Raw genomic sequence first — 19,895 nt, forward strand, 5'->3', positions numbered from 1 at the left:
CATCTAAAGAGTCCTGATGCTGCAAGTGTTGAAAATGACAAATATTTCATCATCTGAGGGAGGAATAATGTTAAAATAAGCGATATATTGTAAAAATTTGAAAAAATATCGGTAGGGGGATCAAAACATGAACGTTCAATTCAGCAAACCAAAAAGATTCGGTGAAATTCTGGATCATACATTTCGATTAAGTAAGAACCATTTTAAAGATTTTTTCCTTATTTTTCTTATATTATTGGGTCCTGTTTATGTGCTGCAGGCACTCATTGAACTGGCGGCAGGTGTCGATTTCTTCCGGACGGTCGGATCTGGTGAAACCTGGTTTGACGGGATCGTCAACAGCTTTTCAGGAGAATTTTCAGCTGAAACCGGACAGGATGTGAATTTGGCGGAGGAAATGGGAGCAGGTCTTATAGGACTGATCACGATGATTCTAACCCCCATTGCCCAAGCTGCCATATTATTCACCCTGAATCATATGAGGAAAAATGAAGAGTACTCTGTGAAGCTTGTCCTTAAAGAAGCATTTTCCCGCTTTTGGCCAATCATCGGAAGCAGCATCCTATTCGTGCTGATTATTTTCGGATTGATATTCATTCCAATTGTCTCGGGTATTTTTGCAGGAGTATTTAGTGCTGCATTTCTTGACCCAGGTGTTGGAATTATCGTCACAGCGATTATCCTGTTTCTTGTCCTCGCCCTCGTTATCGCTTACCTATGTACACGCTGGAGCTTCTACCTGGGTGCTGCGGCCATCGAGCAGGACGCACCCGGTCTCGGCAGAAGCTGGAGATTGACGAAGAAGCGCGTCTTTACGATCATCGGATTATATATTGTGTTCGCCTTGATCATCGGAATCGTCAGTACGGCATTTGAGTTTACGTTTGGGTTGGTATTGGGGAACAGTGTTCTCTACAGAATGATTATCAATGTGGTAACCCTGTTTACGAGCATGCTTGGCGCTGTCGGATTCGGAGTCATCTTCTTTGACCTGAAAACAAGACATGACGCTGATGATCTAAATGAAATGATCGATGATTATCATCGGGTTTAAAATACGGAAGTATCCAGTCTGGCCCGGGGTTCCGGGCTTTGATCTGAAAGCTAGGTGAAGAAATTGTTGAATGAAAATAACGCAAGGGATGGAATCAAGGACATTCTGGAAGGGGAAGAATACCAGGCTTATCTCCAGAGTAATCAAGGATTGCTTGCTGGTTGGTGGGAAAAGGCAAAGGATTGGATCCGGGATCTTCTCGGGAACATTGATCCCGCTCTTGAACCGACAGGCGGGACTGCATCGGGTATCCTGATTACCCTGCTGGTGATCGGTGTGGCCATTCTCCTATACTTCGCATTTATGGCGGTCCGCAATGGAGTGAGAAAGAGAAAATTCCGCTCAAATAAGCCCCTTCAATCCATGAACGAAATGGAATGGTCCTATTCGAGTCATTTGGAGGAAGCCCATGAGCAGGATGCTTTGGGAAATTATTCGAAAGCGACCCGTCACATGTTCCTGGCACTGCTGCTTTATTTTCATGAAAAGGAATACCTTGAGGCCAGGGTATGGAAAACGAATTGGGAATACTACGACGAACTGCGTAAAGTAAATCAAAAGTGGGCGGATCGATTTTACATGCTTGCCCTCCTGTTCGACGAGGTGGCATATGGTGAACGTGAAGTGAGCGAAGACGAGTACATCCACTATAAACAGGAAGCTCATGGATGGCTAGAGAATGGATCTTCATAGATACATAGTTTCAGAGAAAGGAGGTAGGAATGAGCATTGAAGTCAACTATCAAAGCGTGGATCTGGCTCCTGGTGTTTCTTGGTTTATTCATCGGGGTCGGAATCTTTCTTTCACCGGAAAAGCTGAAGGAGTATCCGGCATACGTATCGGAGTCCCCTTCCCCTACGGGAATCAAGGCCCTGTACACGTACTTGGAGAAAGAAGGAGAAACGGTCCGACGCTGGACCCTGTCGCCCGATCGGTTAACCAAAAAAGAATCTGGTCAGCTTCTGATCATGGCAGGACCGTTTACGATACCGGCACAGGAAGAAATGGAAGAGTACGAGGATTTCATGAGGCGGGGCAACACAATTCTTCTTATGATGGACAATCCAAAAGGGATGTTCGGTACGAAAACAATCTCCGCAGGCGATGATACTGAGGTTCATCATTTAAGGGATGGCAAGGGAAATACATATCAGTCTACTGTATTATCAAATGTCCGCTTGGAAGTGGAGGAAGAGGATAAGGTCTTATTGGAGGATGTGGCAGGTACGATTTCCTATAGCTCGGAAGTGGGGAAAGGGAAACTGATCGTCTCCACCACCCCGGCATGGATGACAAATGGGAATATTCTCAAGAAAGACCATCTTTCTATGATTCTTCTCCTGTTACAAAACGGGGGAGCGGGTGACGGACCCATCCTGATTGATGAGTATCTCCATGGTGGAGAGAGTCAGGCTTCCCTGACGACCCTTTATCCTCAATGGCTATTGCTGCTCCTCCTTCAGCTGTCGATCTTGACCCTTCTGTGGCTCTGGATGAAGGGGAAACGGTTTGGAAGCATTCTTGTCCCCCGGGAGGAGATGGTCCGCTTCAGCGATGAGCGAATCAAGGCTCTCTCAGCCTGGTATTTGAAAGGAAAACAGTATAAGACCTCCCTTCATATCCAGTCCGATTATCTAAGGCTTCTCCTTCAGGAACGGTGGGGGATCCCGACAAGCAGGGAATGGACAGAACTGAAAGGACCGTTGGAACGAAGATTGGTCACTTTCTCAGTAGGGGAAATCAATTCCTTTGTAACCGGTTTGAATGCTGTGTTAAAGAAAGAACGAATCAATAAGCAAGAATATGTAGTGTGGTCGAAGAAAATCGAATTATTCAGGAAAGAGGTGGAGGATCATTGAAACCAGAAATCACATCCTTAATGGAGAAATTTGAAGAACGCATCGTTGGCCAGGGAACGAATCTGAAGCTCTTGTTGTCATCCGTTCTGGCAGGAGGACATGTATTGATCGAGGGAGTGCCAGGAACCGGGAAGACTCTAATGGTTAAAACGCTGTCCCGCTTACTTGGGGGAAGCTTTAACCGGATTCAATTCACACCTGACCTGCTGCCGAGCGACATAACGGGAAGTACAATCTATAACATGAAGGACAGCAGCTTCCAAACAATCAAGGGACCGATCTTCACCAATGTCCTGTTGGCGGATGAAATCAACCGGACACCGGCCAAGACCCAGGCTGCCCTGTTAGAAGCCATGGAAGAAAAGCAGGTCACCATCCAGGGGGAGACGTATCCCCTTGAAGATGTATTCTTTGTGGTGGCGACCCAGAATCCAATCGAGTTTGAAGGAACTTATCCGCTACCGGAAGCACAGCAGGACCGGTTCTTGTTCAAGCTTGATATTGACTTTCCTTCATTTGAAGAAGAGAAATCCGTTTTAAGGCAAGTGATCGTGAATCATGCCGACCGTAGTGATGTGGAGTCGGTCCTCGATATGGAAACGTTTTTAACGATCAGAAGGGAAATCGAAGAGGTCACACTAAATGATTCGGTCTTGGATTATATTATGCAGATTGTCAGGAAGACCCGGGAAACGGAATCGATTCGCTTCGGAGCGAGTACAAGGGCGGCCATATCGATTGGGAAGGCAGGAAGGTCATGGGCGTATCTGTCCGGACGGGACTACGTCACACCGGATGATATTAAGATGGTGGCAAGACCCGCCCTCAGACATCGCGTCCAGCTATCCCCGCACGTAGAATTGGAGGGACTGACCATTGACCAAGTCATCCAGGAGCTTATTGGGTCGATTACTGTTCCAAGATAAGGGGATCTTGCCGACGGGTAGGCTACTGATTGGGTACCTGTGTTATTCCGGCATCCTGTTGGTTGGTTCATTGTTCGGTTTATCATGGATGTGGATTATGATCCTGAATGGTCTGTTTATCGGATTGAGTCTCATTGATTTAACATTTTCCCCTTCGAATAAAGAAGTCGGGGTGAAGCGGAGTATTCCTGATCAAATGGAAAGGGGTCTTGAATACAAGGTGGACCTGACTATCAACAACACGTCTCATCGTGAGCTTACCTATCGCCTCCTGGACGGGACGCCGCAAAGCTTTCAGGCGTCCTTACCCCTTAACGGGACCCTAGCAGGTCATTCGTCCAGGAACCATTCCTACGGAGTGGTGACACCGGTTAGAGGAGACTATGTATTGACCAGATTGTACTTTCGCTATCGAAGCTCCCTCGGATTATGGGAGAAACAAAAGACGGTGAAGAGTCAGGATCATGTGAAAGTCATCCCAGACTTGACAGAGACGAGAAGGGTACTGGAAGATGCCCAGCGTTTTTTATTATATGAAGGGGTGAAAATCCGGAAACAGCAGAGTGGAGCAGGGGAGTTTTCGAAGATCAGGAATTACGTGGTCGGCGATGACCCGAGAAAGATCAATTGGCGTCAGACGGCAAAGCTCAGGGAAGTGATGACGAACGAATATGAACCTGAGCATGGAAAATATATTACGATCCTCATTGATTGCGGAAGAATGATGGGGGCAGAGCTAAAAAAAGGGAACCGCTTGGAAAAATCCCTTGAAGCAGCCATGACGGTTGCCGCCGCTGCTCTCCAAAACGGAGACTATGTGTCGGTCCTCGCCTTTAGTAAAAACGTGAAGGCCTACATTCCCCCGGCAAAAGGGATGGCCCATTTGCAGACCATTCTCCACCGTATCTACAATCTTGAGGTGGATGCGGCGGAATCCAATTATGCAGCGGTCCTCCATTATGTCCAGACGGTTCAGAAGAAACGGAGCCTGTTGCTATTATTCAGCGACATCCACACATTCCTTCATGAGGACAATGCTCTATACTATCTGCAGCGTTTGAGAAGACAGCATCTTTTTTTAATGATAGGAATAGAGGATGAGCTGTTGATGAAGCAAATCAAGGATGAGCCGGTTGATGACATCAAGGCCATGATGAAAAGCATGGCCCAGAAGCAGATGCTCGTCAAGAAGAGGGAGAAAGCCAAGTGGGAAAAACAAGGCCTCCTGATGGTGGAGGCCCGAGAAGAGAAACTGGCCACGATGGCCGTTTCGCATTATATCGATATGATGAACCGAGGTTTAGTGTAGGATCGCTTTGTTCAGGCGAAGCTTCCCGACAATCATATAGAGAATCAGACCGATGACCGTCAATAATGCGACCATATACTTCGCAGTAAGGGGGATCGCGGCAGGTGTGATGAAGCCTTCAATGGTCCCGGCGATGACAAACAGCGGAATCGTACCGAGGAGCAGCTGAACGGAACGCTTCGCCTGCTCCTTCAATTGATACCCCCTTGTGAAGCGACCGGGTACAAAGAGCTTATAGCCCATCAACAATCCGGCACCGCCTGCAATGAAGATGGCCGTCAGCTCGATCATCCCATGGGGGACGATATAAGCCCAGAATTCGTAGCTCATGCCCTGGTGCCAGAAAACGGCTGCAAGGGCCCCGACGATGATTCCGTTGTATATGAGCATATAGACTGTTAATAAACCAAATGTGACACCGCCTGCAAATGCCAGAAAGGCCACTTTGATATTATTGGTCATGATGCCAGCGGACATGATGGAGGATTCCACCTGTCCGTCGCTTTTACCCAGATTACCCGGATCCACTCCCTGGGACATTTCAGGCGGCAGGATCGAATAAAGATGAAGGGAATCATTCACCACCGAAAGAAAGGCACCAAGCGCACCGATCGTAAATAATGCCATCGCCAGGATGACGAATTTCCACTGCTCTAGAAGCAGTCCGATAAACGTAGTGGAGAAAAAATGACGGACCTGTTTTCCGCTGGAGACTTGATCTTTGTATAATAGATTATGAGACTTCGACACAAGGCCGTTTAAATAATCCGTCACTTCTTCATTGGGAAAATACGTCTGGCTGTACGATAGATTCTGGGCAGCCTTTTGATAGAGACGATTGAATTGATCTATGGAGCTCCCCGTTATGTTTTTCTTTTTGCGAAGGGTTCCAAGGAGATCTTCAAGCGCCTTCCAATCGCCCCGGTGCTGCTTGACAAACTGCTTTACGTTCATTGTGCCACCTACTCGTTCTTGTGATTTCTTATTTCCTATTATAGTAAGTTTAGAAAAAAATAGAAACTATTTAAGGTAAAATCAACCAAAAGGAGGGGAAGGACATGCTTGAAGAACAAGTCGATATCAGGACCCCTGAATATGTTTCCCTTCAATTTCAACCCGCCGGCCTAGGAAGCCGGGCCGCAGCCCTGATGATCGATCAGATCATTTTGGGCATCCTCAATATTCTGATCGTGGTCCTGTTGGTCTTCGCTACCACTGGTGGAAACAGTCCATTTGCTTGGTATCTGTTTGATGTTAATTCAACCCTTTGGGGAATCGCCATCATCGGCCTCTTTGTATTGAACTGGGGATATTTCTTTGCCCTTGAATACTTCTGGGGTGGAAAGACTGTAGGCAAGCGATTATTGGGGATACGAGTGATGCAAGAAAACGGTCATAGTGTGACCCTTCTATCCTGCTTCATCCGAAATCTATTAAGAATCATCGATTCGCTGCCGGCCGCTTATTTCCTCGGAATGATCATGATCTTCCTTCATTCCAAGCATAAACGGTTAGGCGATATTGTCGCAGGAACCATCGTCGTTCATGAACGTCGGGTGAAAGGGAAGCGAAAAGAAAAAACCATTGAAAAAGAAATACGTCAACGGGGGCTTCAAAAGGAAGACCTGTCAGTAGAGGAATGGACGTTAAAGCAGCTCGGTTCTAAAGAATGGAGCCTGATTAAAACGTACGCCAACAGATTCTCGCAGCTGCCACTGGCAGAACGGAATCACCTGAGCAAAAAATTGGCGGATATCTTATTTCCGAAACTGGGAATCGATATGGAAGGCAAGACGTATGAAGAATTGGAAAACACGCTTCTTCTTCTATATGTGGCATTAAGGGAAGAATGGGAAATCGAATTGTGAAAAAAGCAAAGTCTGAGGAAGACTTTGCTTTTTTGTGTGAGTCTTTATGCTTATAAAAGATTCATTCCTATTATCTAAAGGATTCTTTCCGAATAGTCTAAATAGATTAGTAAATATAGGGAAAATAGTAGGAGGATAGTGGCGTCGATTTACACTTTCTCTACAAAATTTACAAAATTATTAGAAAAATCATGTCCATTCTCCCCTTACATTACAAAATGCGACAAAATATACTTGAACTTGTAATCATTTTTATACATTTGTATTCGAAAGGGGAAAGGTATGAGGACAAAAAAAGTTTCATTATCGATTATCAGTATGCTGTTCTTACTGACTGGAGTGTTGGCTCAACCTCTAGGTATAAACAAAAGTGTGGAAGCAGCGACTCAGACAGCTGTCATCAATGAAGTGGCCTGGATGGGGACGACGGGTTCATATAATGATGAATGGATTGAACTGTACAATACTACATCAACAGATCTATCTTTGGATGGGTGGACCCTTGAAGCTCAGGACGGATCTCCGAGTATTGCTTTAAGTGGAACGGTCCCTGCACAGGATTATTTTTTATTGGAAAGAACAAGCGACAACACGATTTCAACGGTAGCAGCCGATCAGATTTATACAGGAAGCCTTGGGAATTCTAATGAAATCCTGTATTTAAAAGATGCAACAGGCGCTGTTATCGATGAAGTAGACAGCTGGTATGCAGGGGACAATACGACAAAAGCCACTTTGGCACGAATTGATTCTTCTGTCAGCGGAACGGTTTCAACCAATTGGAGTACAGCAACGACTTCTTATGAAGGTGGTTTTGGAACACCTAAAGCTGCCAATTCTTCTGCTCCTTCTGGTGGCGGCACTGAATCCCTTACGAATGTGAGTGAGGAGCTTGGTGCGATCAACGTATATTTCAATAAAAGTGCATCGACGCAATATGCGATGCCTGGTAACGAAGCGAATTACAATGTCAACCTGGAGGATCGCTTGCTGAAACGTTTAAACGCTGCAACGACATCCATTGATTTAGCTACATATGAAATCAATTTGCCACGAGTGATTGATGCACTGATGAATAAAGCAGCCCAAGGGGTGGATGTGAGAATTCTTGCGGATGCAAAAGACGCAACGGACCCACATTATACTGAACGTTATGAAACGATGCGCTTATATTTAGAAAAGCTCGTCCGCGGTCAGGATGGCGTAGTCGGAACAGGGGATGATGCCCATATCTTATCGGATTCTCCTATGTTTGTCGTAGAAGATGCAACGAAACGGGCGGAATACAATCTGCCGGCAAGCTTCACAGACTTTCCACAACGAAATGTAACAGTCGGAAGCACAGCGACAACCGGCTATATGTTTGTGGAAGGAGAATATAAAGATACGGACAGCTACTATTCTCCAGGCAATCAAATGCATAACAAATTTGCCGTGATCGATGGTGAATGGGTCTTCACAGGCAGCTGGAACTATACGGTGACAGGACTTTATGGCTCAGAAGAAAACATGAATCAAGGAATCCTGGACGGAAATCAACAGCATGTCGTAGAAGTTCACTCACCTGAACTTGCCTCAATTTATAAAACGGAATTTGAAGAAATGTGGGGAAGTGGGACAACGACGCCTGATTATACGGTATCTAATTTCAGCACCCGCAAAATTGATAATACGCCTCATACCCTTACAATAGGAGGAGATACGGTCGAAATCTACTTCTCTTCAGGGGATGATGCCGTTGGACGCATGACAGAACTTGTCAAAACAGAAGCAGACGAGAATGCATACTTCACCATCTTTGCATGGAGTGACCAGGCACTGGTGGACGAATTAAAGAACAAATGGGAAGGAAGCTATGTGGATAACCAGGGAACGCTGACTGGCTTTGACGTGAAAGGTGTTTTCGATCCAAGTTTCTGGAACCAATGGTGGTCGGCGAGTATTGAAATGACGGGAAGAACGGCTTCTCAGACGAGTACGAATAATCCTAACACGCGTTGGGCCAATCCGGCGCCTGTATACTCAGCCAATGAAAGCCGTAAGCTCCATGCCAAGACGATGCTGATCGACGCAGATACAAACAGTGATCCAACCGTGATCGTCGGGTCGACCAACTGGAGTGAGAACGGAAATAATGTGAATGATGAGAACATGCTCATCATCCATGACGATGCCATCACGAACCAATTCCTGCAAGAATTCAACGCAAGATACGTGAATGCTGGCGGAGTGGTGCAATAAAAGAAAAAAGGGTGATCCTCAAAGTGAGGATCACCCTTTTTACCTTTACTCCATCCCGGGGGCCTTCTGTATCTCGAAAATAAGTACAATTGCAGTGATCGCATGGGCAATCAATCGGATAATCGGGAAGAAGTTCAAGAAGGAAGCAAGAATCCCAAGAATGCTACCGAGAATCGGCTGATCTTCCGACCTGGAAATATACAATACACTGGCATGCCACAGAGCTATTAAACAGAGGAGAAAAGGAATTGCTTCTCCGGCGACATTACCGAAGATGGGAACAGCCAAAAATAATTCAATTGAAAACGACAACCATTTTATACGTGAAAGCACGGACACACACCTCCTTATCTCAGTGTATGAAGGGAAGAGGTGTGTGTGCCTGTATTGAGGAAATTGTTTTAGTGGGCTTTGGGTGTGGGAGGGGGGATGTGAGATGTGTCGATTTTTGTAGAATGGCAGATATATTGGGGATTTGGCAGATAAAAGTAGAAACCGGCAGATAAAATGAACATAAGGCAGATAAATCCGAAAAATGGCACGTAAATCCCCAATACGGCAGATATTCTCCAAACAAAAAAACCACCGCCTAGACGAAAGACGGTGGACACGATGGTTATGCCAGCAGTTTCTCTACCACTCTATGCTCATTCTCATTCAACAAGTTTTTCCCGATGATTTCATGAACATTTTTATTCATGCTTTCTTCCAATACAGCGGCTTCTTCTTTATCGCCGACAAGGACGATTCGCTCCCAGTTTTCATCCGCTGCCTTTTTGTCGAGGATGCTGCCGAGGCTTTTCCACCAGCGTTGTTGGTTGGCTTTCAAGCGGCTTTCGAATTCCTCCTGCTGATTGGCCTTTCCGCCTCCGCTCCCCATGCTGACATCTGCATGATGAGGTCCTTCATGCTTTCGCCAGCCGTCGGTTTCCAGATCGAATTCCATGAATTCACTGGACTGAATTTCACCGAATGCCGAAGTGAGGATTTTGATTTGATTTTGCTGAAGAAGCACGAGGCCCGTATAAGGATATTCTTCATGCAGGGACTTCAATTGATCGAGATGGGGGTTTTCCTCCCAATAGAAATTCGTTTTCACGGGAACCTGCAGTTCGAACGTCTCCCAGATGCCGCTGTCTGCTGAAGCGAAGATGATGAAGCTCCGTGGCAGTTCGCGTTCCAGGCTGTGCAAATAGTTTTCCACTTTAGGACGGATCGTTTGAAGCCGTTTTTTTTCCTCAGGTGCGCTTTCGAGATATTCTTCGAGTCGATTGAACCCGTTCTTAAGAGCGATCTTCCATTCGCCTCCCTGCTGATCAGGGTCGCTCCGGTCCGTATTCAAATAGACGGTCAGCAACTTATCGGGTTTCTGCAAGTGCAAATTTTCAAGAACATGTAAGGTTTTGCTTAAAGACATGGAACTCCTCCTTATCATTTCCTTACTTTTCATATAAACGGTTGAGGAGGGGTTTAAACATGATTTTGTAAAAAAGGGAATTGACTGGTAATCTTCTTTGAGGAAGAATAGAGTGATTGAGGAGGAATGATGATGGAGATCAAGAAACAGTGGGTTCAGGAAGATAGTGATTACATACGTCAAAAGTTGATCGAGTACAATGTGTCCCAGGTTGATGAAGAGACGAAAACGCAGCTTGAGAAGATCAGTTTTGTCATGCGAAATGACGAAGGTGAAATCGTCGGCGGTGTGACTGGTCAGATGTTCTGGCATCATCTGCACGTGGATTTTCTTTGGGTAGCAGAGGAATACCGGAGTGGTGGCTACGGGGCAAAATTAATTCACCAGGCAGAAGAGTATGCAAGGGAGAAAGGCTGTCATCTTGTGATGCTGGACACGTTCAGCTTTCAGGCGCCGGCATTTTATAAAAAATTGGGGTATAAAGAGTTTGGGGTCCTTAAGGATTTTCCGAAGGGACAGAGTCAGCATTTTATGGAGAAGAGATTGTAACAACCAGCCGTGGCTGGTTGTTTTTAATTCCCTGAATCAAGGGACATTTCTTCTGGAGTCGATTTGGTTACATACGTTCCGGCCATAAAGTCATGAATCGCACGTTTATCATCCCGGAATATAACGAAAAAGACACTCATGAGGGCACCAAAGCCAAAGGTGATCAAATAGAATATTCCCGCAACCACATTCCTCATCAACATATTCCCTATATGTACATTGCTTCCATCTTTCTTTACAATTCGTATGCCTATCGTCTTTTTCCCGACGTCGTATCCCTTCCAGAAAACGGGCGTTAATAGTAAGTAGAGAAACATGATGAACGAAACACCTGGGTCGTCGGGATTGAATTCATCCGTCACAATCGCAAAAAGAACAATCAATGGGAGGTTTATAAAAATCCCATTGGCAATGCCTGCACCGAATCGAATCCAAAAACCTGCTGGTTGATTGATCATGTCGCAGCCTCCTGTCAATATGGTCCTGGGATCATTGTAGCATAGAGGAGGCTTGCAGTATCATTTTCTCCAAGAAATCAGATAAATCATGTTTTATGTTCTTTACACCGGGTAAATATGTACTAAATAACATTCGACGGGAGAGAATAGGATGAGATATATTAACCAGGGAAGAGAGCGAATTCAATTTGATCGCAAGGGAAAGAAAAAGGATCTACATATACTGGAATGTACGCGCTGTGAGAAAGAATTTAGGTCGACGATGAATGTCAGTCAAATCGAATGCTCCAACTGCTCCACTTCAACAGATCCTAAATTGGACCTATCACTCTTTAAAGTGATTGGATTTATTGAAAATCTTCAAGGAAGTGAAGTCCGTTGCTAAACAGGGATAAACTGGCTGATATGAAGATGGATTTTCAGGATATTCTTTGGATGAGTTCAGGTGTTGCCATCATACTATTCTTAATTGCTTTAGCAAATTTCTTTATTATTTCATAATGTGTTGAAAAGCCCTATCCGTTGTGGAGGGCTTTTTTTTATTGGGCTAAAGTAAATTAGAGAAGAGCCTGACCGTTATGCGGCCAGGCTCTTCGTACTGTTATCCTTTGTAATTTTCATCATATTCGAGATAAACGACATGCGTTTCAAGGTACTCATTCAGACCATGTTTCCCGTCGGCTCCGCCGATTCCCGATTGCCCGCGGCCGGCATGGAACCCATTGATGGCTTCGAAATTCTCCCGGTTGACGAACGTTTCCCCGTAACGAAGTTCGTTCGCCGCTCTCATGATTTCATGGAGGTTCTCACTGAAGATCGATGAAGACAGTCCGTACTCCGTATCATTGGCAAGCTCGATGACTTCATCGAAATCCTTGTATGTCATGATGGGCAGGACTGGTCCAAAGATTTCTTCCTGAATGATATCCATCTCCTGCTTCACATCTACTAGGACGGTCGGTTCGAAATAGAACCCCTTATCTACTTTAACCGGCTTTCCTCCGGTCAGGATCCTTGCCCCTTTTTCGACAGCGGTGTTGACCATCTCCGTCACGGTTTCAAGGCGGTCTTTATTTACAAGGGGGCCAATGTCGTTGTCGCGGTTTGTTGGATCCCCAACCTTTGTGTTTTTCATCGCTTCTGTCATCTTGCTGATGAATTCTTCAGCCACATCCTCGTGGACATATACCCGTTCCGCGTTCGTACACGCCTGTCCGGAGTTTGTGATTCTGGACGTTTTGATTTTCTCAACGGCTAGATCGATATTCGCATGCTTGGTGACGATGGCAGGGGCTTTTCCGCCCAATTCCAGGTTCACTTTCGTGATCGATTTGGAGGCTGCCTCCATCACTTTCGAGCCTGCCGGGTAGCTTCCCGTCATGGACACCATTCGAACTTTAGGATGGCTTGACATCGGGTTCCCGATATCAGAACCTTTTCCGGTCACAAGATTGAATACGCCTTTGGGAAGTCCTATTTCATCTATGATCTTGGCAAATTCGCATGCCGTATTGGGAGTGTACTGGCTTGGTTTCAGGACGATGGTACACCCTGTCACGAGTGCGGGCGCCACTTTTCTCGCGAGGATGAACATCGGGAAGTTCCACGGTACGATTCCAGCCACGACACCGATCGGCTTCTTATAGACAAGAATATTCTCGTTCGAGCGTTCACTCTCCAGGATTTCACCCTCGTAGCGGAGTGCCCATCCCGCCATATAGCGGAAGTACTCGATGGCAAGGTCGACTTCGCCTTCAGAGGCAGCGAGTGTCTTCCCGTTCTCCTCTGTTAGCATCTCAACAAATGAATCACGGCGTTCCTCCAGCTTATCAGCGATACGATATAAGTACGAAGCCCGTTCTTTGGAAGGAACCTTACTCCATGAAAGGAAAGCCGTATGGGCAATATCTACGGCGTGATTAACATCGTCTTCCGTCCCCAACTGAATGGATGAAATCTTCTCCTCATTCGCCGGATTTATGACATCCCACGTCTCCTTCGACATACTATCAACAAACTCACCATTCACATACATTTGATACTTCTTCACAACTACTCCTCCTCGTTGAACTGATTCATCACATACACACCCTTTTCCCGGTCAGCTTGGAGGAGTAAACCTGGGGATGTGCAAAAGGTGAGGGACGGACACCCATCACACACCCGAGATCCTTGATATATCAGGGTTTAGGGTGTGAATATGGAGGTCCGTCCCTCAGGAGTGGTTATTGGCTTGGTTCGGCGATTTTGACGAGTTGTTTGCCGATGTTTTTTCCTTGGAAGAGTCCTAGGAAGGCGTCGGTTACGTTGTCGAGACCTTCTGTGATGGTTTCTTCGTATTGAAGTTTTCCTTGTGACAGCCATTGGCCGAGTTCGGTTGCGCCTTCTTTGAAACGGTCACTGTAGTCGTTGACCACGAAGCCTTTCAGGAGGGCGCTTGATTTGATCAGTCTCGTTTGGACACGCGGTCCAAGGTCCCGATCTGTTTTGTTATAAGAAGAAATCGCCCCGCACACTGGTATACGTGCATGTTTATTTAGTAAACTAAGGGCAGCGTCACCGATTTCACCACCGACGTTTTCGAAATACACGTCGATACCGCCCGGGCATGCTTCTTTTAACGCTTTATAGATATTGTCAGTTGTTTTATAGTTGATTCCTTCGTCAAATCCGAGTGTATCTGTCAGGTAGCTGACTTTTTCATCAGATCCTGCAATCCCAACGACACGGGCTCCTTTGATCTTGGCGATTTGTCCAACGACAGACCCGACTGCGCCTGCAGCTCCGGAAACCACAACGGTTTCGCCTTCTTTCGGTTGACCGATGTCCAATAGTCCGAAATAGGCAGTCAATCCAGTCAATCCAAGGATACTTAAGTGAGTTGAAACAGGTGCAACGTTCGGATCGATGGCGCGGACCTCTTTCTCATTGGCAATGGAATACTCCTGCCAAGGCAGCATGCCCACTACAAAGTCCCCTTTTTGGAAATGCTCAGACTGTGACTCCACGATTTCACCTACCACACCGCCAGCCAAAGCTTCGTTGAGTTTGAAAGGCTCGACATATGACTTGGCATCGGACATTCTTCCCCGCATATAAGGGTCCACGGAAAGGTAAAGTGTCTTGACGAGCACTTCTCCTTTGGAAGGCTGTGGCACATCGATTTCTTTATAAAGGAAATCTTCTTTCACAGGCATTCCTTCAGGACGGGAGACTAATTGTATTTGGTGCTGTTTTTCAGGTAGCATAACGATTCCTCCTTAGAAATTGACTATATTCATTTTTTCCGATTACTTGAAATCTATCACAAGAAGTTCTGATTCTACAAAGAATAACACTTGAGAAAGGTGTGATAATGATGGCTAATGTATGGGATGCAGAGGCTGAGGTCACCACTCGTCTGGCTCGACAGCTGATTGAGTCTCAGTTTCCGGATTTGATCCCGACTGACCTTGAGATCATCGACTATGGTTTTGACAATACGGTGATAAAAGTGAGTGACAAATGGGTATTCCGATTTCCCCGCCGGGAGATAGCGGTCAAGCTTTTGGAAACGGAAGGACGGTTATTACCGCTGCTTGCATCCAATGAGCTGGGACTTCAGATTCCGGTTCCGTTCTATTATGGTAAGCCTTCGTTTCCATACGAATGGCCGTTTCTCGGATATCGATTCGTGAAGGGAACGATTCCTTCCATGGCAGAAATAGCATTACGCGAAGGGGCGTCAGCCATCAGGCTCGCGCGGTTCCTGAAAAAGCTTCACTGTACAAGTGTCAGTGAAGCAGAAGAACAGGGAGTCCCTTATGATGAGCTCGATCGGCTTGATGTTGAGAAACGTCGTCCTGTTTTGGAAAAGAACACGGAAGAAATCAGGAAGCACAACCTCTTTCATGGAGTGGAATTGTTAGAGGAATATCTACATCATCTACCTCATAGAGTTCTGCCTGAAAAATCCACATTGGTCCATGGCGACCTTCATTTTAAAAACATAGTCTTGGATGGAGAAGGAGTCTTATCGGGGATCATTGATTGGGGAGATGTTCATCTCGGTCAAAGAGCTGTTGATTTAAATCTTGTTTATAGCTTTCTTGGTTCAAATGGTCGTGATTTGTTTTTCAAGGAATACGGGCAGGTTGAAGAAATCGAATTGGAATATGCACGCTTCAAAGCCGTGTATACAAATGTCGTGTTGCTTCTATTTGGTTATCATGAAAAACAGCCCCATACAGTCAGGGAAGCACAGAAAAGCCTGGAACTTGCGCTGACATGAAGAAAGCCTGGTTGAGATTACAGCAACCAGGCTTTTTCTTATTTCACGTTTTTTTGAATGTATTTCACGATTTTACGAAGTTCATTGGCATGGGGGCGGCCGAACGGACTTGTTTGTCTTTGCTGATACATGGCCTTACCCTTTTCATTTATAAGGAAGTAGGCAGGTTCACCATGCTGTCCGTGATCCTCATAAGGTGCATCTTCCCCATGATAGAAAACATCATAGGCTTTAATGGCTTCCAGTTTTTCATCGGCCAATACTGGGAATGTCAAATCTTCCTTATTCGCAAATTCCTGCAGGTCTTCCATCTTATCACTGGAAATCGTCAACAGATGTACATTATGTTTTTCGAAGTATTCTTTATTGGCCTGCAGCTCTCTTAATTCTTCCTGACAGACCGGGCACCAAGATCCTCTAAAGAAGACGATGAGATGCCAGCTTTGATGTTCCTTCTGGTGCTCCTCAAACGAGAATGTCTCTCCTGAAACTGCCGGGAGCGTGAAATTTGGTACCGTATCATTTAATTGAAAAGTTGCCATTATTCATTCCTCCTAGTTTTTCTTTCGATTCATATAGGCATTAGGACAAACCTGAGCAGATGGAAATTCATACAGTATAGTACTTGTATTTTCTTACATAGAGTGTATTTCCCTTTATGTTCGAAATAAAACGTATGAATGTTCAGAAAGGAAGATTTCGATGAGAAGAAACAATGCGGGGCCAAAATTATGTATCTTCCCTGAATATAAATGGTGTGGACCGGGTTGCAGCGGACCGGGTGCACCCATCAATTCAGTGGATGCAGCGTGTAAAGCCCATGACCTGTGCTATGAGCGGTACGGCCCGACCTGTGAGTGTGACCGGATGTTCATGAGGAAACTGGAGAGTGAAATCGATCATGGTTCACGGGAAGGAAGACATGCTTTTCTTTTTTATCAATACATGAAGTTTCAGACGAAGATTAAGTGCAGGGAAGAGCGATGTGGAAGGGAACGGTGCAGAGGGTCTTGGATATAAATTAATAGAAGGTCCGTCCCTCGACGGACCTTCTATTTGAGTTTCAGGGTGTAATGATAAACGGAGTCATCCTTTTTATAGCCGTTTCTTTCATACAGTGCCTGTGCCTGCATATTGTCCGAGTCCGTTTCCAGAATGAGCGATTTCGCATTCGTTTGTTCAGCATGTTCTTTGGCTGCTTCCAAGAGCATCTGACCGGCCCCCCGGTTCCGTGCCCCGGAAGTTACATAAAGATCGTTCAGCTTCCATATCCGCTCCATGTAAACGGAAGAGAAAGAAGGATACAGCTGGGTGAAGCCTACATATTCGTCATCCTGAATCGCGACAAAGATGACGGATTCATCATGTGATAGACGGTCTTCGAGAAACTGCCTTGCCCCGAGTTTATCCGTCATCTGATGATAAAACATACGATAGCCATTAAACAGTTCCACAAGTCCTTCCAAGTCTGAAAGGCGGGCGCGTGATATCTTCATTCGAATCACTCCTTACATTCACTATTTTATGAGCATGAGGTGAGAACATGCCGGTGATGTTCGATATTAAATGGAAAAGGGTGAGGGAAAAGCGGGTTAGAGTTGAAAAAGAGGCTGCTTGGAATGGAAAAACAGTTCAGGAGTAGAGGTTCGAAGGGGAAATAGGCTATGAGTCACGTGAAATGAGGATAATTGCGTCATTTTTAAGTGTTCATGCGTAATAATACATAAAATGGTAAAAAGGGATATCCAAATGCATGACTCTTCCTAAAATCACATAATAAAACCAGCCTGCGATACAAGCAGGCTGGCGACTCAGATTAAAATGGTTTGATAGACATTAAGATGATAAGTATAATAGCAGCACTATGTATAATGATATTGAATGGTTTTAACTCTGAGTTGATTTTTCCATAAGGTTCAGGAACGTCGTCACCTTCATGGTTATGGATGATTTCAGCCATCCGCTTTACTTTCTTAGGCATGATCCCGGCAACGATGAACTGTACACCGATGTAAATGATGATGGATGCAATATACCAACCGGCTTTGAATAAATAAGGGTTCATGATCCCCATGATGAGCCCGGTGATAAGCAATACAATGCTGCCGACCTTTGCAAAGGTTTCGATTTTTTTGCTAAGCTCTAAAGAGAATTTTGCCTGATGAGCCGTCTCCGGTGTTTTCATCACGACGGGCATGGAAAAGCTTGCACCAAGTCCAGCCACTGCAGCAATAACGTGGACAAGAATCAATAGTCCGTAGATAGACATGTTATTCACCTCCATTTAAGGGAATTTTAAACAGACTTCATTGTATAGTAAAATAGTACCTGTTTCCAGGTTTTTTTGAAAAAAGGGGAGAGAAAAGTATGAGTGTGAAGGATGAAATTAGGCACAAAGTATGGAGCCGCCTGACCGAAGAGAAGCTTGGCAGGTTTCCATTTCCGTTAGTGGGGAGGATCCCAAATGTTAAAGGGGCAGAAAAAGCGGCCTCACATGTACAAAGTATGGATATCTATAAATCGGCAGGTGTAGTAAAAGTGAATCCGGATGCCCCTCAGCTTCCTCTCCGGGCAGCTATCCTAAAGGACGGTAAAACCCTGCTCATTCCGACGCCACGCTTAAAGGACGGGTTTGTCATGATCAAGCCTGAATGGGTCCCTGGCGGGGAAGAGAGAAAAGCTGCGAGCATCAAGCATATGAATACATATGGAAAAGTCGTACCCTTGACGGACATACCTAACATCGACCTGATTGTGGTGGGTTCCGTTGCCATCCACCCCGACGGTAGGAGGCTTGGGAAGGGAGAGGGCTATGCCGACCGTGAATATGCCATACTCCGGGAAATCGGGAATAAGCCGGTACCGGTCATCACAACCATTAATAGCAGGCAGCTCGTAGAAGACAACATCCCAAGAGATTCCTACGATCTCGCAGTCGACTGGATCATAACCGAAGAAGGCATCAAAGAAACCAACACCCCATACCCAAAACCACTAGGAATCGAGTGGGACCACGTAACCGCAGACGAAATGGGAAAAATGCCGATCTTGAAAGAATTGAAGGGTTTTGCCAGAGGGACGGACCTCTGATTTAACAACAGAAACATTGATATGATAAGGATCCTCTAGTGAATAGTGGTGATTTTGGAGGTCCGTCCCTCCAAGGTGATACAAAAAAATCCCCAAAGGCAAAGAACGCCTTCAGGGATTTTCCAGTTATGCTTGTCGGGGCTGCCCAAGCCGCCTCCGCTTTTCGATTTGTCCAGCTCCAGGGGCTTGGGGCTCGAGGTCATAAGCCAAGTCACCCAAAAAGGCAAAAAACGCCTTTCTGGGTGACTCGTCTTATGCTTGTCGCCCCAGGGCAAGCCCCTTCCGCTTTTCTTCTTTAATACCCTTCTACAACAAGATCCAACTTCCCTGTTTCTGGGCTGATGACAAGTCCGTGGACAGGGATCTTTTTATCCATCAGCGGATGGTTTTTGATCATGTCGACACTGTGGGCAACGCTTTCCTGTACGGAGTTGAAGCCCTTCAACCAGTCGTGTAGGTCGATCCCTGAGTAGTTGACGGTGTCGAGTGTATCTTGCGTGATGCCGCGTTCCGTCATTTTGTTCAGGATTTGGTCGCTGTTGATGGCGCTCATGCCGCAGTCATGGTGACCGATCACTAGTACTTCATCTGCCTGAAGTTCATAGACTGCAACGAGCAGGCTGCGCATGATGCTTCCGAATGGGTGGCTTACGACGGCGCCAGCGTTTTTGACAACCTTAACGTCACCGTTTTTCATGTTCATGGATTTAGGTAAGAGCTCTACTAAACGAGTATCCATACAAGTGAGAATGACCAGGCGCTTGTCCGGAAACTTTGTTGTCCGGTACTCTTCATATGATTGTTCTTCTACAAATTGCTGATTGTAATCTAGTATGTCCGTTAATAAAGTCAT

22 protein-coding genes are annotated in these 19,895 nt (G+C 45.7%); 12 read left to right on the plus strand and 10 right to left on the minus strand.

Annotated features, from left to right (window positions below; translation table 11 throughout):
- Positions 1–127: 127 nt before the first annotated feature.
- From ACIGG7_RS01010 to ACIGG7_RS01030, 5 genes are all read left to right on the plus strand, one after another.
- Positions 128–1,054, plus strand: a complete 927-nt coding sequence (locus tag ACIGG7_RS01010; protein ID WP_224941998.1) for a hypothetical protein — start codon at positions 128–130, stop codon at positions 1,052–1,054.
- Positions 1,055–1,120: 66 nt separating this feature from the next.
- Complete coding sequence (locus ACIGG7_RS01015; RefSeq protein ID WP_397548428.1) at positions 1,121–1,747, plus strand: DUF4129 domain-containing protein; 627 nt, start codon at positions 1,121–1,123, stop codon at positions 1,745–1,747.
- 36 nt (positions 1,748–1,783) lie between these two features.
- Positions 1,784–2,914: a DUF4350 domain-containing protein gene (locus tag ACIGG7_RS01020; RefSeq protein WP_397548429.1), complete on the plus strand. Its 1,131-nt coding sequence runs from the start codon at positions 1,784–1,786 to the stop codon at positions 2,912–2,914.
- Complete coding sequence (locus tag ACIGG7_RS01025; protein WP_397548430.1) at positions 2,911–3,840, plus strand: AAA family ATPase; 930 nt, start codon at positions 2,911–2,913, stop codon at positions 3,838–3,840. Before ACIGG7_RS01020 ends, ACIGG7_RS01025 begins: the two co-directional genes overlap by 4 nt.
- Positions 3,791–5,149: a DUF58 domain-containing protein gene (locus ACIGG7_RS01030; RefSeq protein WP_397548431.1), complete on the plus strand. Its 1,359-nt coding sequence runs from the start codon at positions 3,791–3,793 to the stop codon at positions 5,147–5,149. Before ACIGG7_RS01025 ends, ACIGG7_RS01030 begins: the two co-directional genes overlap by 50 nt.
- On the opposite strand, the gene ACIGG7_RS01035 is transcribed toward ACIGG7_RS01030, so the two are convergent.
- Positions 5,141–6,103 (minus strand): stage II sporulation protein M, encoded by a 963-nt coding sequence (locus ACIGG7_RS01035; RefSeq protein WP_397548432.1) that lies wholly within the window; start codon positions 6,101–6,103, stop codon positions 5,141–5,143. The two genes, ACIGG7_RS01030 and ACIGG7_RS01035, sit on opposite strands and share 9 nt — an antisense overlap.
- 104 nt (positions 6,104–6,207) lie before the next feature.
- On the opposite strand from ACIGG7_RS01035, the gene ACIGG7_RS01040 reads away from it, so the two are divergent.
- Positions 6,208–7,017: an RDD family protein gene (locus tag ACIGG7_RS01040; protein ID WP_397548433.1), complete on the plus strand. Its 810-nt coding sequence runs from the start codon at positions 6,208–6,210 to the stop codon at positions 7,015–7,017.
- Positions 7,018–7,299: 282 nt separating this feature from the next.
- Positions 7,300–9,258, plus strand: a complete 1,959-nt coding sequence (locus tag ACIGG7_RS01045) for a phospholipase D-like domain-containing protein (protein ID WP_397548434.1) — start codon at positions 7,300–7,302, stop codon at positions 9,256–9,258.
- Positions 9,259–9,303: 45 nt separating this feature from the next.
- Here the strand turns inward: ACIGG7_RS01045 and ACIGG7_RS01050 are convergent, their stop codons facing one another.
- Both ACIGG7_RS01050 and ACIGG7_RS01055 read right to left on the minus strand, forming a co-directional pair.
- On the minus strand, positions 9,304–9,591 hold the full coding sequence (locus tag ACIGG7_RS01050) for a hypothetical protein (RefSeq protein WP_224942006.1): 288 nt from the start codon (positions 9,589–9,591) through the stop codon (positions 9,304–9,306).
- A gap of 283 nt (positions 9,592–9,874) precedes the next feature.
- Positions 9,875–10,675 carry a VLRF1 family aeRF1-type release factor gene (locus ACIGG7_RS01055; protein WP_397548435.1) on the minus strand — a complete coding sequence of 267 codons (801 nt, stop codon included), beginning with the start codon at positions 10,673–10,675 and terminating at the stop codon, positions 9,875–9,877.
- A gap of 132 nt (positions 10,676–10,807) precedes the next feature.
- Here ACIGG7_RS01055 and ACIGG7_RS01060 point away from each other — a divergent pair, with 132 nt between their 5' ends.
- Positions 10,808–11,224: a GNAT family N-acetyltransferase gene (locus ACIGG7_RS01060; RefSeq protein WP_397548436.1), complete on the plus strand. Its 417-nt coding sequence runs from the start codon at positions 10,808–10,810 to the stop codon at positions 11,222–11,224.
- Between the two features lie 23 nt (positions 11,225–11,247).
- Here ACIGG7_RS01060 and ACIGG7_RS01065 read toward each other — a convergent pair whose 3' ends face one another.
- Positions 11,248–11,682: an RDD family protein gene (locus tag ACIGG7_RS01065; protein ID WP_397548437.1), complete on the minus strand. Its 435-nt coding sequence runs from the start codon at positions 11,680–11,682 to the stop codon at positions 11,248–11,250.
- Between the two features lie 151 nt (positions 11,683–11,833).
- Between ACIGG7_RS01065 and ACIGG7_RS01070 the strand changes: the two genes are divergently transcribed.
- Entirely contained in the window at positions 11,834–12,067 is a 234-nt protein-coding gene (locus tag ACIGG7_RS01070; RefSeq protein ID WP_224942010.1) for a hypothetical protein, read from the plus strand.
- Positions 12,068–12,283: 216 nt separating this feature from the next.
- Here the strand turns inward: ACIGG7_RS01070 and aldA are convergent, their stop codons facing one another.
- Complete coding sequence (aldA, locus tag ACIGG7_RS01075) at positions 12,284–13,732, minus strand: aldehyde dehydrogenase (RefSeq protein WP_397548438.1); 1,449 nt, start codon at positions 13,730–13,732, stop codon at positions 12,284–12,286.
- 175 nt (positions 13,733–13,907) lie between these two features.
- Positions 13,908–14,930: an NADP-dependent oxidoreductase gene (locus tag ACIGG7_RS01080; protein WP_397548439.1), complete on the minus strand. Its 1,023-nt coding sequence runs from the start codon at positions 14,928–14,930 to the stop codon at positions 13,908–13,910.
- A 110-nt stretch (positions 14,931–15,040) separates the two neighbouring features.
- On the opposite strand from ACIGG7_RS01080, the gene ACIGG7_RS01085 reads away from it, so the two are divergent.
- Entirely contained in the window at positions 15,041–15,952 is a 912-nt protein-coding gene (locus tag ACIGG7_RS01085; RefSeq protein ID WP_397548440.1) for a phosphotransferase, read from the plus strand.
- A gap of 38 nt (positions 15,953–15,990) precedes the next feature.
- Here ACIGG7_RS01085 and ACIGG7_RS01090 read toward each other — a convergent pair whose 3' ends face one another.
- Complete coding sequence (locus ACIGG7_RS01090; RefSeq protein WP_397548441.1) at positions 15,991–16,494, minus strand: peroxiredoxin family protein; 504 nt, start codon at positions 16,492–16,494, stop codon at positions 15,991–15,993.
- Between the two features lie 160 nt (positions 16,495–16,654).
- Between ACIGG7_RS01090 and ACIGG7_RS01095 the strand changes: the two genes are divergently transcribed.
- Positions 16,655–16,972, plus strand: coding sequence for a phospholipase (locus ACIGG7_RS01095; RefSeq protein ID WP_397548442.1), 318 nt, complete (start codon positions 16,655–16,657; stop codon positions 16,970–16,972).
- Positions 16,973–17,004: 32 nt separating this feature from the next.
- Here ACIGG7_RS01095 and ACIGG7_RS01100 read toward each other — a convergent pair whose 3' ends face one another.
- Both ACIGG7_RS01100 and ACIGG7_RS01105 read right to left on the minus strand, forming a co-directional pair.
- Positions 17,005–17,448, minus strand: coding sequence for a GNAT family N-acetyltransferase (locus ACIGG7_RS01100; protein WP_397548443.1), 444 nt, complete (start codon positions 17,446–17,448; stop codon positions 17,005–17,007).
- A 320-nt stretch (positions 17,449–17,768) separates the two neighbouring features.
- Positions 17,769–18,221, minus strand: coding sequence for a DUF2269 family protein (locus tag ACIGG7_RS01105; protein WP_397548444.1), 453 nt, complete (start codon positions 18,219–18,221; stop codon positions 17,769–17,771).
- 98 nt (positions 18,222–18,319) lie between these two features.
- Between ACIGG7_RS01105 and ACIGG7_RS01110 the strand changes: the two genes are divergently transcribed.
- Positions 18,320–19,042, plus strand: a complete 723-nt coding sequence (locus ACIGG7_RS01110; RefSeq protein ID WP_397548445.1) for a 5-formyltetrahydrofolate cyclo-ligase — start codon at positions 18,320–18,322, stop codon at positions 19,040–19,042.
- 295 nt (positions 19,043–19,337) lie between these two features.
- On the opposite strand, the gene ACIGG7_RS01115 is transcribed toward ACIGG7_RS01110, so the two are convergent.
- Complete coding sequence (locus tag ACIGG7_RS01115; protein WP_224942020.1) at positions 19,338–19,895, minus strand: beta-class carbonic anhydrase; 558 nt, start codon at positions 19,893–19,895, stop codon at positions 19,338–19,340.

The sequence above is a fragment of the Rossellomorea sp. NPDC077527 genome (genome assembly GCF_044542955.1).
Taxonomy (GTDB): Bacteria; Bacillota; Bacilli; order Bacillales; family Bacillaceae_B; genus Rossellomorea; species Rossellomorea aquimaris_E.